Source organism: Pseudoruegeria sp. HB172150, assembly GCF_013184805.1.
In the GTDB taxonomy this organism is placed as follows: Bacteria; Pseudomonadota; Alphaproteobacteria; order Rhodobacterales; family Rhodobacteraceae; genus Psychromarinibacter.
Genome location: NZ_JAATNG010000001.1, coordinates 444,905 through 459,054 on the forward strand (window position 1 = coordinate 444,905; position 14,150 = coordinate 459,054).

Genomic DNA, 14,150 nt, shown 5'->3' on the forward strand with positions numbered 1-14,150 from the left:
GCTGCTTCCGACAGCAAACCTGCACTGTCAGGTGCGCAGGCGCGGTTTGAGACGTGCGGGCGCCGCAATGCCGTTGTCACCTTCCGGCCCCTATGCTGAGGTCGATTCGGGTGACAACGGGGGCGGAAATGCATTTCACATTCAATCGGTTCATCGCCGCGGCGGTTGTGTCTGTGGCGGGTAGCGCGGCCGTGGCGCAGGAGTACTGGCCGGAGCTGGAAACCGGCACCATTCTCGGCTGCGAGGCGATCGAGGGGATCGGATTGTTCCGCTACGATGCGCTGACCTCGGGCGGGCACAAGCGGTTCATGATGACAGAGACCTGTTTTTCGCAGGAAGACGGCTGGTTCGTCGGCGCCGAGACCCTGCAGGGACTCGAACTCGCGCAGGAATACGGGCCGGGTGCGGGGCGCTACGAGATCATCGAGGATGGCGACCAGGCCTTTCGACGGCGAAACGTTTCGTCTGCTCCTGCGGAGATCGGACCAACCGAGGAGGACTACAGACTGGTCGCAGATCCGCCGGTGCTGCGCCAGTCCGTCTGGGTGCCGCAGCAGATCGAACGCTACGCGGGCTATGACACGGTGTATGGCGAGGTCTATTCGTTCCGGTCCCTCGCCGAAGATCTTGACGCGTTGCCAGAGGGGCGCTGGTACGCAGACAGTTACACGGTGCGCATTTCGCGGCTGGATGCCAACGACAACGGCGTCACCGATGACAACCTGATGTTCGGGTCCATTCCCGTGCTGTTCGATGCCGGGCCGGCAGGGATCGAGATCCTGACCCAGACGGCGAATTACAGCGGGCAGACGCTGGCGCTGGATGTCGACGGCGGCAAGGTCAGCGGGCAATATGGGTTCGTCTTCTCCAACCCGGTGCTTCCCGCGGCGCGGGAGCCGGGTGCCTATGAGACGGCGGTGGTCGAAATCAACGAGATCATGGGCCGGCTGGTGCGGGATGGCGAACGGACCCGGCTGGTCGCGTTCGGGCTGGGGCGCGCGACGCTGCGCAATGCCGCGGGACAGGTGGCGGTCGACGATGCGACGCTGAACCTGCAGGCGATCCCCGTGCCGCCCGATGTCAGCATGGACGTCTTCGAGGACATGTTTCCGGGAACGGTGTTTCCCGACTAGGTTTCGGCCACCGCGCACAGGTTCTGTGCGCTTCTTGTGCGCGCCTGCGGCGGCATTACCTGTCGTCAAGCAACAGGAGGCGCACATGCAGATCGACCGGGAAGAAGGCGAGACCAAGGGCGAGTACACGGCGGAAGGCGGGGCTTACATGACCTATTCCGTCGCCGGGCCGTCGATGATCATCATCGACCATACCGAGGTTCCGGAGTCGCTGAAGGGGCAGGGTGTCGGGCTGGCGCTGGTCAGCCGCGCCGTGGAGGATGCGCGGAAGGAGGGGCGGACAATCGTGCCGCTCTGCCCCTATGCGAACGCGCAGTTCAGGCGTCACAAGGAGTGGCGGGACGTCTGGAACGGAGCACCGAAATCATGAGCTGGAATCCGGCACTGGAGCCGCATTGTCCCGATGCGGGCGGCGTGGACTCGATAGAGACGCTGATCATCCCGCGGGCGCGGGACCTCGGCGGGTTCGAGGTGCGGCGCGCTCTGCCAAGCTCGCGCCGTCAGATGGTGGGGCCGTTCATCTTCTTCGACCAGATGGGGCCGGTGGAGTTCCTGACCGGGCAGGGGATCGACGTGCGGCCGCATCCGCATATCGGGCTGGGCACCGTGACCTACCTGTTCCGGGGCGAGTTCGAGCATCGGGATTCGCTGGGGACGCACCAGATGATCTATCCCGGTGAAGTGAACTGGATGATCGCCGGCAACGGGGTGACCCATTCCGAGCGCACCAGCGCCGCAACGCGTAGCGGGCCGTCCGACCTGATGGGAATCCAGACCTGGGTCGCGCTTCCTGAGAAAGAGGAAGAACGCGCTGCAGGGTTCGAGCATCAGGGGCGCGACGCTCTGCCGATGCTGTCGGGCGAGGGCAAGGAGGTGCGGCTAGTGCTGGGCCACGCCTGGGGCGAAAAGGCGCCGGTGGGCGTGTTTTCCGAAATGTTCTATGCCGATGCCGCGCTGCAGCCCGGAGCAAAGTTGCCGCTGCCGGACGAGCACGAGGACCGCGGGCTATACATCCTGCAGGGATCGGTGGAGATCGCCGGGCAGCGGTTCGAGGCCGGGCAGATGATGGTGTTCCGGCCGGGCGACGAGATCACGGTGACGGCCGGGCCGGAAAGCGCGCGGCTGATGCTGCTGGGCGGCGAGACCCTGAGCGGGCCGCGCTATATCTGGTGGAACTTCGTGGCCTCGTCGAAGGAGAAGATCGAGGCGGCGAAGGAAGCGTGGGCGGCGGGAGACTGGGAGCAAGGACGGTTCCAGCTGCCGCCGGGGGACGAGGCGGAATTCATTCCGCTGCCGTAGGTGGTTCGGTTGTGTCTTTGGCTGGCCGCGCGTTGATTTCCTCGGTGAGCGCGGACAGTGCCTTCTGGGCGTAGTCGAGGCGCAGTTCGTACCTGCCGGAAGCGGTGATGAAATCGGGAGGGAGTATGCCGGCCAGTTTGAGTGTCTGGATCAGGTGTGTTCCCGAAAGGGGTATGTAGTCGGGATCTTCGCCTGAAAACCGGTTGTAGATCCTGCCCGGAAACCACCGGCTTCTTTTCTGTGCCTGAGTTGCGGTTGCGATCTTGAATTGCAGGAAATGCTGTAACCCTTCCTGATCGTGCGGGTAGCGGTCGACGGCACGGCTGAAGGCGGAGACGACGGAGCTCAGGCCAAGAACCGTGGTTTCCGCCGCGGCGGTTTGTGTTGGCGACGGTCCGCTCAGGATCTTCAGTATCGGTTGCGACATTGGTTCTGCCTAATTCCGCAGGCAAAATGGGTCAACTTGCATCGCCAGAGGGTTCGGGGCGCATATGGAGGGCGCGGTGTCATGGGGCACGAGACGATAGAGGCGTATCACGCGGCGCAGGCCGAGGCGGACCGGCGGATCTGTGATGCGCTGCGGCGGATCATCGATGACGGCGTGGCCGGGGCGGAGAGCCGGATCTGGCATGCGCATCCGGTCTGGTTTCTGGAGGGCAATCCGATCGTCGGTTACGGCAAGCTGAAGGGCTGCGTGCGGCTGCTGTTCTGGAGCGGGCAGGGTTTCGAGACGCCGGGGCTTTCCCCCGAGGGCAAGTTCAAGGCGGCGGAAGTGCGATACACCGATGTCGGGGAAATCGACGAGGCGTTGCTTCGGCGGTGGCTCGACGAGGCCCGGACAGTACAGTGGGACTACAAGAATATCGTGAAGCGCAAGGGGCGGCTGGAGCGGCTTGTCTGAGGGGAGGACGGCGTGAAGGAAAAGGGATTGCGCGGCATCTGCCTGTTTTTGGTTCTGGCGATCTCGTTTGGCGGTACGTCGGCGCGGGCGGAAACGGTGCTGCTGAAGTCTGGTGCGCGGGGCGAGATGACGGTTGGTCTTTCCGCCGCGCCGGAGCGGTCCGGCGGCGCCGGGGCTGGAAACCTGCTGCTGATAACGGTTGCGCTGGCGTCGCTGGAAGGGCTGCGTCGGGAGATGGAGGGCCGGAGCCTGTGCCAGCGCTATGCCAGGGACATCTATGGCCGGCTTGTCGCCGATGTCGGACAACTGCCGCCGGAGATTTCCGGGCTGGTCGATCCGACGGCGCCACTGGCGGCGGTGCGGGTCGCGTTCCGGCAGGCGGGGACGGACGGAGTTTCCGTCAACGTTTATCAGGACTTCGACATGCGGGGCATCGTCCCGTGCCGGCCCGCCTGAACGGGCAGGGGTCAGTTGGGCGGGACAAGGCTCTGCCGCGCGGCGCGTAGCACCGAGGTGGTGAGTGGTTTAAGTGCCTGCGCGACGTGGCGGCTGACCTGCCAGTAGAGCGGGGTGTCGTGGGGCATGTCGGGAAGGACCGGCACGAGGCGGCCGGCGGCGATATGGGGTGCGGCGAGGGGTTCGGGGTTCATGCCCCACGCGAGGCCGGCGCAGGCGAGGTCGAGGAAGGCGTGGGTGGATGGAAGCTGGTGCGGCGTGAGCGGAACTTCGCGGCCCGCGGCGCGGGCGGCCCAGCCGTGCTGCAGCCGGTCCTTGGGGTCGAAGGCCATGACCGGGGCTGCGGCGAGGGTGTCGGCAGTGACGCCTTTGGCGAAGTGTTTCGCGTGGAAGCCGGGGGAGCAGGTGGCGATGTAGCGGAGGCTGCCGAGCGGGTGGGAATCGCAGCCCTGCAGCGGGCCGGGCGTGCCGGTGACGGCGGCCGCCACCTCTCCGCGCTTCAGCCAGTCGTGGGAATGGTCCTGATCGTCGATGACGAGGTCGTAGAGGAAGCCTTCGGCGCCGGCGAGCGCGGTTGGGAACCAGGTGGCCAGCGAGTCGGCGTTGACGGCGATTTTCAGCGGCGCGGGGGCGAGGGTGGCGAGGTCTTCGGTGAGGGCGCGCTCCATCAGGCCGACCGCTTCGGCGTGGCGCTGCAGGCGGGCGCCGGTTTCGGTGGGGCGGCAGGGCGCGCCGCGCAGGACGAGGACGGCGCCCATGCGTTCCTCGAGCGCGCGGATGCGCTGGGAGACGGCGGAGGGGGTGACGTGGAGCTGGGCCGCCGCGCGTTCGAAGCTTCCGGTACGGAGGACGGCGGCGAGGGCGCCCAAGGCGGCGTAATCGAGCTGCGACATTAGTAAGGCTTAATCCAGATAAGTTTGTTTAGTTTGCCTGATCCGAGCAGACCAGGCAATCCCGGGCGCCATGAATGGATGGACCGCAGCCGCGACCGGCTTTCTGACCGGATTTTCCCTGATCCTCGCGATCGGGGCGCAGAATGCATTCGTGCTGCGGCAGGGGCTCAGGCGGGCGCATGTGTTCGCGGTGTGCCTGACCTGCGGTCTGAGCGACGCAGTGCTGATCGCGGCGGGCGTTGCCGGGTTCGCGGCGGCGGAAGCGGCGGTGCCCGGGATCGCGCCGCTGATGCGCTGGGGCGGCGTGGCGTTCCTGCTGGTCTATGGCGCGCTGTCGTTCCGGCGGGCGGCGGGGCCGGCAGAGGCGCTGGCGCCGGCGGCGGCGGGCGAGGGATCGCTGGCGAAGGCGCTGGCGACCTGCCTGGCGCTGACATGGCTGAACCCGCATGTGTACCTGGACACGGTGGTTCTGCTGGGATCGCTCTCGGCGCAGTACGAGGGCGCGCGGCTGGCGTTCGGGCTGGGCGCGACGGTGGCATCGTTCTGCTTCTTCTTTGGCCTGGGATACGGCGCGCGGCTGCTGACGCCGGTTTTCGCGCGGCCTTCATCCTGGCGGGCGCTGGAGGTCGCCGTGGGGCTGACGATGTGGGCCATCGCGGGAAAACTTGTCATAGGTTAAGGGCTTGTGGCGCCGGTGGCGTGGGCGTATCGGAAGGGCATGCCGGACATCACCCCTCCCCCGTCGCGGCCGCTGGCTGGCGTCCTGTGGATGCTGATCACCGGCATTCAGTTCGTCGGCGTGACGGCGGTGGTGAAATACATCGGACCCGGCATTCCGGCGGCGGAAGCGGCTTTTCTGCGCTATTCGCTGGGGCTGATCTTTCTGATACCCGCGATGCGGCCGATCTTTTCGGTGAGGCTGGACCGGGTGTCGAAGACGCTGTTCGGGATCCGCGGGCTGGTGCACACGCTGGGCGTGATCCTTTGGTTCTTTGCGATGACCCGCATCCCGCTCGCCGAGGTGACGGCGATGGGCTACATCTACCCGGTCTACGTGACCATCGGCGCGGCGATCTTCCTTGGCGAGAAGCTGGCCGTCCGCCGGATCGCGGCCATCGGTGTGGCGCTGATCGGCGGGCTGATCATCCTGCGGCCGGGTTTCCGTGAATTGTCCGAGGGGCATATCGCGATGCTGGGCAACGGGATGCTGTTCGCCGTGTCCTACCTGATCGCGAAGGTCATGACGGGGCGGGTGCCGCCTGTCGTCGTGGTCGGCTGGTTGTCGATTTCCGTGACGGTATTCCTTTTGCCCTTCGCGATCCCGGTCTGGGTCTGGCCCACATGGGAGCAGATGGGCCTGTTCCTGATCGTTGCCGGGTTCGCGACGGGCGGGCATTACACGATGACGATGGCCTTCGCCTCGGCCCCGCTTGCGGTAACGCAGCCGGTAACCTTCCTGCAGCTTGTCTGGTCGGTGTCGCTGGGGGCGCTGGTGTTTTCCGAGCCGGTCGACGGCTGGGTCGTGTTCGGTGGGGTGCTGGTGCTGGGCGCGGTGTCTTTCATCGCCTGGCGCGAGGCGGTGCTGAAGCGGCGGGTGGTGACGCCGGCACTGGAGGAAGGGCGGCTCTGAGGCCGTCGTCACGCGGAGCCGCTGAAGCGGCATGATCTTTCTCTCTGCCGCCGCCTTCGGCCTGGGCCGAGGCCGCCCTTGGAGATGTGACGCGTCTTGCGGGCGTTGTGCATGTTGCGGAGCGCAATCGCTTTTCTGCTGCGAGGCCCGCGATGCGGGCTTGATCGAGCGTTTGCCACTCATTCCATCGGTCAAGGTCAAGCCGCCTTCGGCGGTGCTGCGCAACCTTGACAGATGGAATGAGCGGCCGCCTTTACCGCAGGGTGGCGCAGCCCAGGCGGCGGACCTATCTTGATCCGGCAGGGCAAGGAGCAGGCATTGGTCTTCGGCGGAATTGCAGACGGGATGAGCCGCGGGGTCGAGAGTATCGGCGATGCGGTGAGCGGGGCGTTTTTCGAGCCGGTGATCCGGCTGGGCGTGACCGGGCTGAGCCGGGCCGGGAAAACCGTGTTCATCACTTCACTGGTGGCCAACCTGATGGACCGCGCGCGGATGCCGCAGCTTGTGGCCGCCGCCGAGGGCCGCGTGCTGGCCGCCTACCTGCAGCCGCAGCCGGACGATACGGTGCCGCGTTTCGATTTCGAGGGGCACCTGGCGGACCTGACGGGGGCCGAGCCGGTCTGGCCGGAATCGACGCGGGCGGTCAGTCAGCTGCGGCTGTCGCTGCGGGTCCGGCCCGCGGGGCTGCTGGCCGGGCTGCAGGGACCGCGGACGGTGCATCTGGATATCGTGGACTACCCGGGCGAATGGCTGCTGGATCTGGAGCTGATGGACCTGAGCTATGCCGCCTGGACCGCGCGGGTGCTGGAGCGGCTGGAACCGCGCGCCGAGGCGGCGGCATACTTGGCAGCGGTGCGGGAGGTGGATGGGGCGGCGGCGTTCGAGGAGGCCGAAGCACGGCGGCTGGCGACCGGGTTCGCGGATTACCTGAACGCGGCGCGGGCGGCGGGGTTTTCCGACTGCACGCCGGGCCGGTTCCTGTTGCCGGGAGAGCTGGCGGGCAGTCCGGTTCTGACATTCGCGCCGATCCCGGAGCCCGAGCGCGCCCGGCGCGGCAGCCTGTGGCGCGAGATGGAGCGGCGCTACGAGGCGTACAAGTCGCGGGTGGTGCAGCCGTTCTTTCGCGATCATTTCTCCAGGATCGACCGGCAGATCGTGCTGGTGGACGCGCTGGGCGCGATCCATTCCGGGCCGGCGGCGATGGAGGACCTGCGCCGCGCGCTGGCGGATATCCTCGCGGCGTTCCGTCCGGGGCAGAACGCGTTCCTGAGCCGGCTGTTCCTGGGGCGGCGGGTGGAAAAGATCCTGTTTGCCGCGACGAAGGCGGATCACCTGCATCACCACCAGCACGCCGCGCTGACCTCGATCATGGAGGCGCTGGTGCGGGAGGCGAAGGACCGGGCGGATTTCGCCGGAGCGCGGACCGGGGCGATGTCGATCGCGGCGCTGCGGGCGACGGTGGAGGAGACCCTGAGCCATGGAGGGCGGGAGCTGGACTGCGTGCGGGGTACATTGTTGAAGGACGGGCGGATGGCGGCGTTCTATCCCGGCGAACTGCCCGCCGATCCGCAGCGCCTGCTGGGACCGGCGCGGGCCGGGGCGGAACGCTGGCTGGACGAAGATTACGAGGTGATGACATTCGCGCCCGCCAAGCTGCGGCTGCGGCCCGGCGAGGGGCCGCCGCATATCCGGCTGGACAAGGCGGCGCAGTTCCTGATCGGGGACCGGCTGTGAAGCTGGTCGCGGCACGGGCGGAGGATGCCGAGCGGCTGGCGCGGATCCTGGGCGACTGGGTCCGTGAGACGCCGTGGATGCCCTGCCTGCATTCGCGGGAGGAGGATCTTGCGCATCTGGAGATGATGATCCGCCGCTTCGAGGTGCTTTGCGCGTCGACCTGGAAGGGGCCGCAGGGGTTCCTGGCGCGGGACGGGGACATGGTGCATTCGCTGTACCTCGCGCCCGGTGCGCGGGGTCGTGGCTATGGTTCCCGGCTGCTGGGGGCCGCGAAGGCGCGGTCGGAGCGCCTGCAGCTCTGGTGTTTCCAGTCGAACGAAGGCGCGCGCCGGTTCTATGCACGGGAAGGTTTCGTCGAGGTGGAACTGACCGATGGCGGCGGCAATGACGAGGGGCTGCCGGATGTGCGGCTGATCTGGCCTGGCCCGGAGGAGGCGGCATGAGCGAGAAACGCGGACCGGTGCTGATCGAGATGGAGGCGGATGCGGCGGTGAACCCCGCCGCGGCGCCGCCGGTGGAGGATGTGGCCGCGCTGCCCGACGCGGCGGCGATGCAGAAGATGGCGGTGCTGGCGGCGCGCAAGCCCTCGGTTCTGGCGCGGTGGTTCTGGCGGCTGCTGGGGGCGCTGGTGAGCTTCGTGCTGTCGGTTGCGGCGTGGGATTTCGTCACCACGCTGCTGGCGCGGAACCCGGTTCTCGGGTGGACGGCGACGGTGCTGATCGGGCTGTTCGTGGTGGTGCTGCTGGCGATCGCGGTGAAGGAATGGGCCGCCTACGCGCGACTTGGCCGGATCGACGCGCTGCACCGCGCGGCGGATGCGGCGCTGGTGGAGAACGACCTGCGCGCGGCACGGTCGGTTGTGGAGAAGCTGGGGGCTTTGTATGCCGGGCGCCCGGAGCTTGAATGGCACCGGCAGCGGCTGGCGGAGCGGACCGGCGACGTGTTCGATGCGGACGGTCTGCTGGGGCTGGCGGAGGCGGAGCTGCTGCAGCCGCTGGACAATGCGGCGCGGCGCGAGGTGGAGGCGGCGGCGCGGCAGGTGGCGGCGGTGACCGCGGTGGTGCCGCTGGCGCTGGCGGATGTGGTGGCGGCGCTGACGTCGAACCTGCGGATGATCCGCCGCATCGCCGAGATCTATGGCGGCCGGTCGGGGACGCTGGGAAGCTGGCGGCTGACGCGGTCGGTGCTGACGCATCTGGTGGCGACCGGGGCCGTGGCGGTGGGCGACGACCTGATCGGGACCGTCGCGGGCGGCGGGGTGCTGACCAAGGTGTCGCGCCGCTTTGGCGAAGGGGTGATCAACGGCGCGTTGACGGCGCGGGTCGGGATCGCGGCGATGGAGGTCTGCCGGCCGCTGCCGTTCCGGGCGGCACGGAAGCCGTCGGTGACGCGATTGGTGCAGCGGGCCCTGACCGGACTGTTTTCCAAGGGCTGACGGGTTTGGCGGAGCCGCTGGCGCGGCGCGGTCTTTCCCTCCGCCGCCGCCTTCGGCTCTGGCGGAGTCCGCCTGTAGGGTGGTGACGCCTTTGCCGTGCGGTGCGGCGGTGGCTGGGGTTTTCGCTTTTCTGCTGAGAAGCCCGCCGGGGCGGGCCGGATCGAGCGTGTGCCACTCATTTGCGGTGTAAAGGCCAAGCCGCCTTCGGCGGTGCTGACGCAGCCTTGACACCGAAAATGAGCGGCGGCCCTAGGGCTGGCGGGGGTGCAGGGAGCCGAGCGGGGGCAGGAGTGTGCCCCTGACGAGGCGGCTGAGGATGCCCGGGACCGGGGGAATGCGCGAGACCGGGAACAGGATGTGGTCGCGGAGCTTCGGCAGGAACCGGCTGTCGGACTGGTACTGCGGGGTGAAGACGGCGCTGAAGACCTGGTAGGTCCAGACATGCCAGCGGCGGGCGAGCACGTAGGCACGGAGCGCCTCGTCAAGCGGGTGGCGGTCGAGGGCGGACCAGAGGGCGTAGGCGTCGAGCAGCGCCATGTTGGCGCCCTGGCCGAGCTGCGGGCTGGCGCGATGGGCGGCGTCGCCGATATGGGCGAGACCTTCGGAGACGGGCGTGCGCAGGGTGCCGTGTGTGTAGCGGGCCATGGTCATGACATCGTGCTCGGTGACCGTCTCGAGGAACGGGGCGAAGTCGGGCCAGAGGGCGGTGGCCTCGGCTTTCCAATGGTCGAGCGGCGCGGCGCGCCATGCGTCGTGGCCATCGGCGGGGAGCGACCAGAAGATCGCGGCGAGGGGCTGCTGGTCGTCGGGCAGGCGGCCGATGGGCAGGGCGCCGATCATGCGGTCGGCGGCGCGGTAGCGCTGCGACAGGCGGTCGGTCGGAAGCCGCGTGTCGGGCCAGGGGACGGTGCCCCAGACCGCGCCGTAGCCAAGCGGGCGGGATTGCAGCGGCGAGAGGGGGGAAGCGGCGCCGGCGGCGTCGACGATCAGTTCGAAGGGGCCGTCGGACGTGCCGTTCGCGAAGATCAGGCGCTGGCCATCGCGGGCGCTGACACGGTGGTCGGGGCGGATCTCTGCCCCGGTGTCGCGGGCGGCGGTGAGGAGGCAGTCGAAGAGCGCGGCGCGGTGGATGCCGAGGCCGTAATGCGGGCCGCCCTTGCGGTCGTAGGTGACGTCGAGAACGCGGCGGCCCGTCGTCGCCTCGTGGCCGAGCATGCTGTGGATTTTCTGCCCGAGGGCGCGGGCGGAATCGCCGGCGCCGGCCACGTCGAGGACCATCTGGCCGACCGGCTGGATCACCAGTCCGGAGCCGATCGGGCGCGGCGCGTCGAACTGGTCGAAGACAGTAACGCGCCGCCCCTCGCGCGCCGCGAGCGTGGCGAAGGCCAGCCCGCCGATGCCGGCGCCCGCGACGGCGATGTCCTGAACCATGTAACGTCCCTTGCCCTTCCGCGATGGCATCCTAGCGGTGCGGTCCGCGCTGTCCATGGGACCTATGGACCTCGCCCCCGGCGGGGCCTATAAGCGCGGCCATGACCCGTATAGTCGCGATCATCCTTCGAATTACGGGCCCGGCGCTCTGATCGACCGAGCCGCCGGGACAAGGCGCATGACCTTTCACGCCGACCATTCCGCCAAAGACGATCCACGATTCCGCAGGACCTGATCCGATGTGTGCCGACACGCCTGACTACAAAGATACCCTTAACCTGCCCGAGACAGATTTCCCGATGCGCGCGGGGCTGCCGAAGCGCGAGCCCGGCTGGCTGGAGCGCTGGGAGAAGATCGGGGTCTACGACCGGCTGCGCGGAAGCGCGGACGGCCGGACGCCGTTCACGCTGCACGATGGTCCGCCCTATGCCAACGGGCACCTGCATATCGGCCACGCGCTGAACAAGACGATCAAGGACATGATCGTCCGCTCGCACCAGATGATGGGTTACGAGAGCCGTTACGTGCCGGGCTGGGACTGTCACGGGCTGCCGATCGAGTGGAAGATCGAGGAGCAGTACCGCGCCAAGGGGCTGGACAAGGACAAGGTGCCGGTCGTGGATTTCCGCCAGGAATGCCGGAAGTTCGCGGAGGGCTGGGTCGATATCCAGCGCGAGGAGTTCAAGCGGCTGGGGGTCACCGGCAACTGGGACAACCCGTACCTGACCATGGATTTCCATGCCGAGCGGGTGATCGCCGAGGAATTCATGAAGTTCCTGATGAACGGGACGCTCTACCAGGGCTCGAAGCCGGTGATGTGGTCGCCGGTGGAAAAGACCGCGCTGGCCGAGGCAGAGGTGGAATATCACGACCACCAGAGCCACACGGTCTGGGTGAAGTTCCGCGCGATCAAGGGCGGCGACGCGGATTTCGATCTGGGCGACGAGGCCGGGGATTTCGACGGCGCGAACCAGGCGCTGCTGGCGTCGCAGCTGCAGGGCGCGGACGTGGTGATCTGGACCACCACGCCCTGGACCATCCCGCAGAACCGCGCGGTCTGTTTCGGGCCGGAGATCTCTTATGGGCTTTACGAGGTCACCGGGCGGCCCGAGGAATGCTGGGCCCGGATCGGCGACCGGTATCTGCTGTCGGATTCGCTGGCCGAGGACACCTTTGCCAAGGCGCGGCTGGACGGGACGATGTACCGGCGGCTTCGCGACGTGAGCGCCGAGGAGCTGGGGCGCCTGACGCTGGCGCATCCGCTGCGCGGCGTCGAGGATGGCGACGGTGAATGGGATTTCGACGTGCCGATGCTGCCCGGCGATCACGTGACAGAGGAGGCGGGGACCGGGTTCGTCCATACCGCGCCGAGCCATGGTGACGACGACTATCAGATCGGCCTGAAATACGGGCTGCCGATGACCTACAACGTCATGGAGGACGGGTCCTATCGCGCGGATCTGCCGCTGTTCGGCGGCAAGCGGATCCTGCGCGAGAAAGCCAAGAAGGGCGACTGGGAAGGCGATGCGAACGCGGCGGTTATCTCGACCCTCACCGAGGTCGGCGCGCTGCTGGCGCGGGGGCGGATCAGGCACAGCTATCCGCATTCCTGGCGGTCGAAGGCACCCGTCATCTACCGCAACACGCCGCAATGGTTCGCCGCCATCGACCGTGAGGTCGGCGACGGGCAGGATACCTATGGCAAGACGATCCGGTGCCGTGCGCTGACCTCGATCGACGAGCTGGTGAAGTGGACGCCGCGGACCGGGCGCAACCGGCTCTACTCGATGATCGAGGCACGGCCCGACTGGGTGCTGTCGCGGCAGCGCGCCTGGGGCGTGCCGCTGACCTGCTTCGTGAAGAAAGGCGCGAAACCGGACGATCCCGACTTTCTGCTGCGCGATGCGGGCGTGAATGCGCGGATTCTTGACGCCTTCGAACAAGAGGGCGCGGATGCCTGGTACAGGGAAGGCGCCAAGGAGCGGTTCCTGGGCAACGACTACGCCGCCGACGATTACGAGCAGGTTTTCGACATTCTGGACGTGTGGTTTGACAGCGGCTCGACCCATGCCTTCGTTCTGCGCGACCGCGAGGACGGGACCGCGGACGGTATCGCCGATGTCTACATGGAGGGGACCGACCAGCACCGGGGGTGGTTCCATTCCTCGATGCTGCAGGCCTGCGGCACCATCGGGCGCGCGCCCTACCGCAACGTGGTGACCCACGGTTTCACGCTGGACGAGAAGGGCAACAAGATGTCCAAGTCGCTCGGCAACACCATCCTGCCGGAGGAGGTGGTGAAGCAGTATGGCGCGGATATCCTGCGGCTGTGGGTGGCGACGACGGATTACACCGCCGACCAGCGGATCGGGCCGGAGATCCTGAAAGGGGTGGCAGACAGCTATCGCCGGCTGCGTAACACGATGCGGTTCATGCTGGGGAACCTTTCCGGGTTCACCGAGGACGAACGTGTCGATGCGGCGGAGATGCCTGAGCTGGAACGCTGGGTTCTGCACCGGATGGCGGAACTTGATGAGCGGGTGCGGCAGGGTTATGCGGCGTTCGATTTCCAGGGCGTGTACCGGGCGTTGTTCGAGTTCGCGACCGGCGACCTGTCGTCCTTCTACTTCGATATCCGCAAGGATGCGCTGTACTGCGACGGCAATTCGCTACGGCGGCGGGCGGCGCGGACGGTGCTGGACCTGCTGTTCCACCGGCTGACCACCTGGCTGGCGCCGATCCTTGTCTTCACCATGGAAGAGGTGTGGCTGGAGCGGTTCCCCGGTGAGGATTCTTCGGTGCATCTGGTGGACATGCCGGAGACGCCGGAGGGCTGGCTCGACGCCGCGCTGGCGGAGAAATGGGCCGCTGTGCGCAAGGTGCGGCGCGTGGTGACGGCGGCGCTGGAGATTCAGCGGCGCGACAAGGTCATCGGCGCCTCGCTGGAGGCGGCGCCGGTTGTCCATATCCGCGAGCCCGAGCTGCTGAAGGCGGCGAGATCGGTGGAATTCGAGGATGTCTGCATCACGTCTGCGGTTTCGCTGACCGGCGATCCGATGCCGCAGGAAGCGTTCCGGCTGCCGGAGATCGAGGGCGTCGGCGTGGTCTTCGAGACGGCGGAGGGGGAGAAGTGCCAGCGCTGCTGGAAGATCCTGCCCGATGTCGGGACGCACAAGCATCCCGGCGTCTGCTCGCGCTGTAATGCGGCGCTGGGATAGGGTTTCGCCGCGCCATTGGC

At 67.6% G+C, this 14,150-nt stretch carries 14 protein-coding genes; 11 read left to right on the forward strand and 3 right to left on the reverse strand.

Features of this window, described 5'->3' with window-relative positions:
* Positions 1 to 128: 128 nt before the first annotated feature.
* The 3 genes from HCO70_RS02175 (at position 129) to HCO70_RS02185 (ending at position 2,432) form a co-directional block, all read left to right on the forward strand.
* Entirely contained in the window at positions 129 to 1,133 is a 1,005-nt protein-coding gene (locus HCO70_RS02175; RefSeq protein ID WP_172292635.1) for a hypothetical protein, read from the forward strand.
* Between the two features lie 85 nt (positions 1,134 to 1,218).
* Positions 1,219 to 1,503 carry a GNAT family N-acetyltransferase gene (locus tag HCO70_RS02180; protein WP_172292637.1) on the forward strand — a complete coding sequence of 95 codons (285 nt, stop codon included), beginning with the start codon at positions 1,219 to 1,221 and terminating at the stop codon, positions 1,501 to 1,503.
* The gene (locus HCO70_RS02185; protein WP_172292639.1) at positions 1,500 to 2,432 is read left to right on the forward strand and encodes a pirin family protein; all 933 of its coding nucleotides are present in this window, start codon (positions 1,500 to 1,502) and stop codon (positions 2,430 to 2,432) included. Before HCO70_RS02180 ends, HCO70_RS02185 begins: the two co-directional genes overlap by 4 nt.
* On the opposite strand, the gene HCO70_RS02190 is transcribed toward HCO70_RS02185, so the two are convergent.
* Positions 2,416 to 2,859, reverse strand: a complete 444-nt coding sequence (locus HCO70_RS02190) for a hypothetical protein (RefSeq protein WP_172292641.1) — start codon at positions 2,857 to 2,859, stop codon at positions 2,416 to 2,418. The genes HCO70_RS02185 and HCO70_RS02190 overlap by 17 nt on opposite strands.
* Positions 2,860 to 2,940: 81 nt before the next feature.
* Here HCO70_RS02190 and HCO70_RS02195 point away from each other — a divergent pair, with 81 nt between their 5' ends.
* Positions 2,941 to 3,333 (forward strand): DUF1801 domain-containing protein, encoded by a 393-nt coding sequence (locus tag HCO70_RS02195; protein ID WP_172292643.1) that lies wholly within the window; start codon positions 2,941 to 2,943, stop codon positions 3,331 to 3,333.
* A gap of 12 nt (positions 3,334 to 3,345) precedes the next feature.
* The gene (locus HCO70_RS02200) at positions 3,346 to 3,789 is read left to right on the forward strand and encodes a hypothetical protein (RefSeq protein ID WP_172292645.1); all 444 of its coding nucleotides are present in this window, start codon (positions 3,346 to 3,348) and stop codon (positions 3,787 to 3,789) included.
* An 11-nt stretch (positions 3,790 to 3,800) separates the two neighbouring features.
* Here HCO70_RS02200 and HCO70_RS02205 read toward each other — a convergent pair whose 3' ends face one another.
* Positions 3,801 to 4,682, reverse strand: a complete 882-nt coding sequence (locus HCO70_RS02205; RefSeq protein ID WP_172292647.1) for a LysR family transcriptional regulator ArgP — start codon at positions 4,680 to 4,682, stop codon at positions 3,801 to 3,803.
* Between the two features lie 70 nt (positions 4,683 to 4,752).
* Here HCO70_RS02205 and HCO70_RS02210 point away from each other — a divergent pair, with 70 nt between their 5' ends.
* The 5 genes from HCO70_RS02210 to HCO70_RS02230 all read left to right on the forward strand — a co-directional run bounded on the left by HCO70_RS02210 (position 4,753) and on the right by HCO70_RS02230 (position 9,481).
* Positions 4,753 to 5,361, forward strand: a complete 609-nt coding sequence (locus tag HCO70_RS02210) for a LysE/ArgO family amino acid transporter (RefSeq protein ID WP_172292649.1) — start codon at positions 4,753 to 4,755, stop codon at positions 5,359 to 5,361.
* Between the two features lie 39 nt (positions 5,362 to 5,400).
* Entirely contained in the window at positions 5,401 to 6,312 is a 912-nt protein-coding gene (locus HCO70_RS02215; protein ID WP_172292651.1) for a DMT family transporter, read from the forward strand.
* Positions 6,313 to 6,630: 318 nt separating this feature from the next.
* Positions 6,631 to 8,046 (forward strand): YcjX family protein, encoded by a 1,416-nt coding sequence (locus HCO70_RS02220; RefSeq protein WP_172296074.1) that lies wholly within the window; start codon positions 6,631 to 6,633, stop codon positions 8,044 to 8,046.
* A complete protein-coding gene (locus HCO70_RS02225) occupies positions 8,043 to 8,489 on the forward strand; it encodes an N-acetyltransferase family protein (RefSeq protein ID WP_371742144.1) in 447 nt (148 codons plus the stop codon). Before HCO70_RS02220 ends, HCO70_RS02225 begins: the two co-directional genes overlap by 4 nt.
* A complete protein-coding gene (locus HCO70_RS02230; protein WP_172292653.1) occupies positions 8,486 to 9,481 on the forward strand; it encodes a YcjF family protein in 996 nt (331 codons plus the stop codon). The genes HCO70_RS02225 and HCO70_RS02230 overlap by 4 nt, the downstream gene beginning before the upstream one ends.
* Positions 9,482 to 9,730: 249 nt before the next feature.
* On the opposite strand, the gene HCO70_RS02235 is transcribed toward HCO70_RS02230, so the two are convergent.
* Positions 9,731 to 10,942 (reverse strand): NAD(P)/FAD-dependent oxidoreductase, encoded by a 1,212-nt coding sequence (locus tag HCO70_RS02235; RefSeq protein WP_253913089.1) that lies wholly within the window; start codon positions 10,940 to 10,942, stop codon positions 9,731 to 9,733.
* A 209-nt stretch (positions 10,943 to 11,151) separates the two neighbouring features.
* Here HCO70_RS02235 and ileS point away from each other — a divergent pair, with 209 nt between their 5' ends.
* Positions 11,152 to 14,130, forward strand: a complete 2,979-nt coding sequence (gene ileS, locus HCO70_RS02240; RefSeq protein WP_172292655.1) for an isoleucine--tRNA ligase — start codon at positions 11,152 to 11,154, stop codon at positions 14,128 to 14,130.
* Positions 14,131 to 14,150 lie beyond the last annotated feature (20 nt).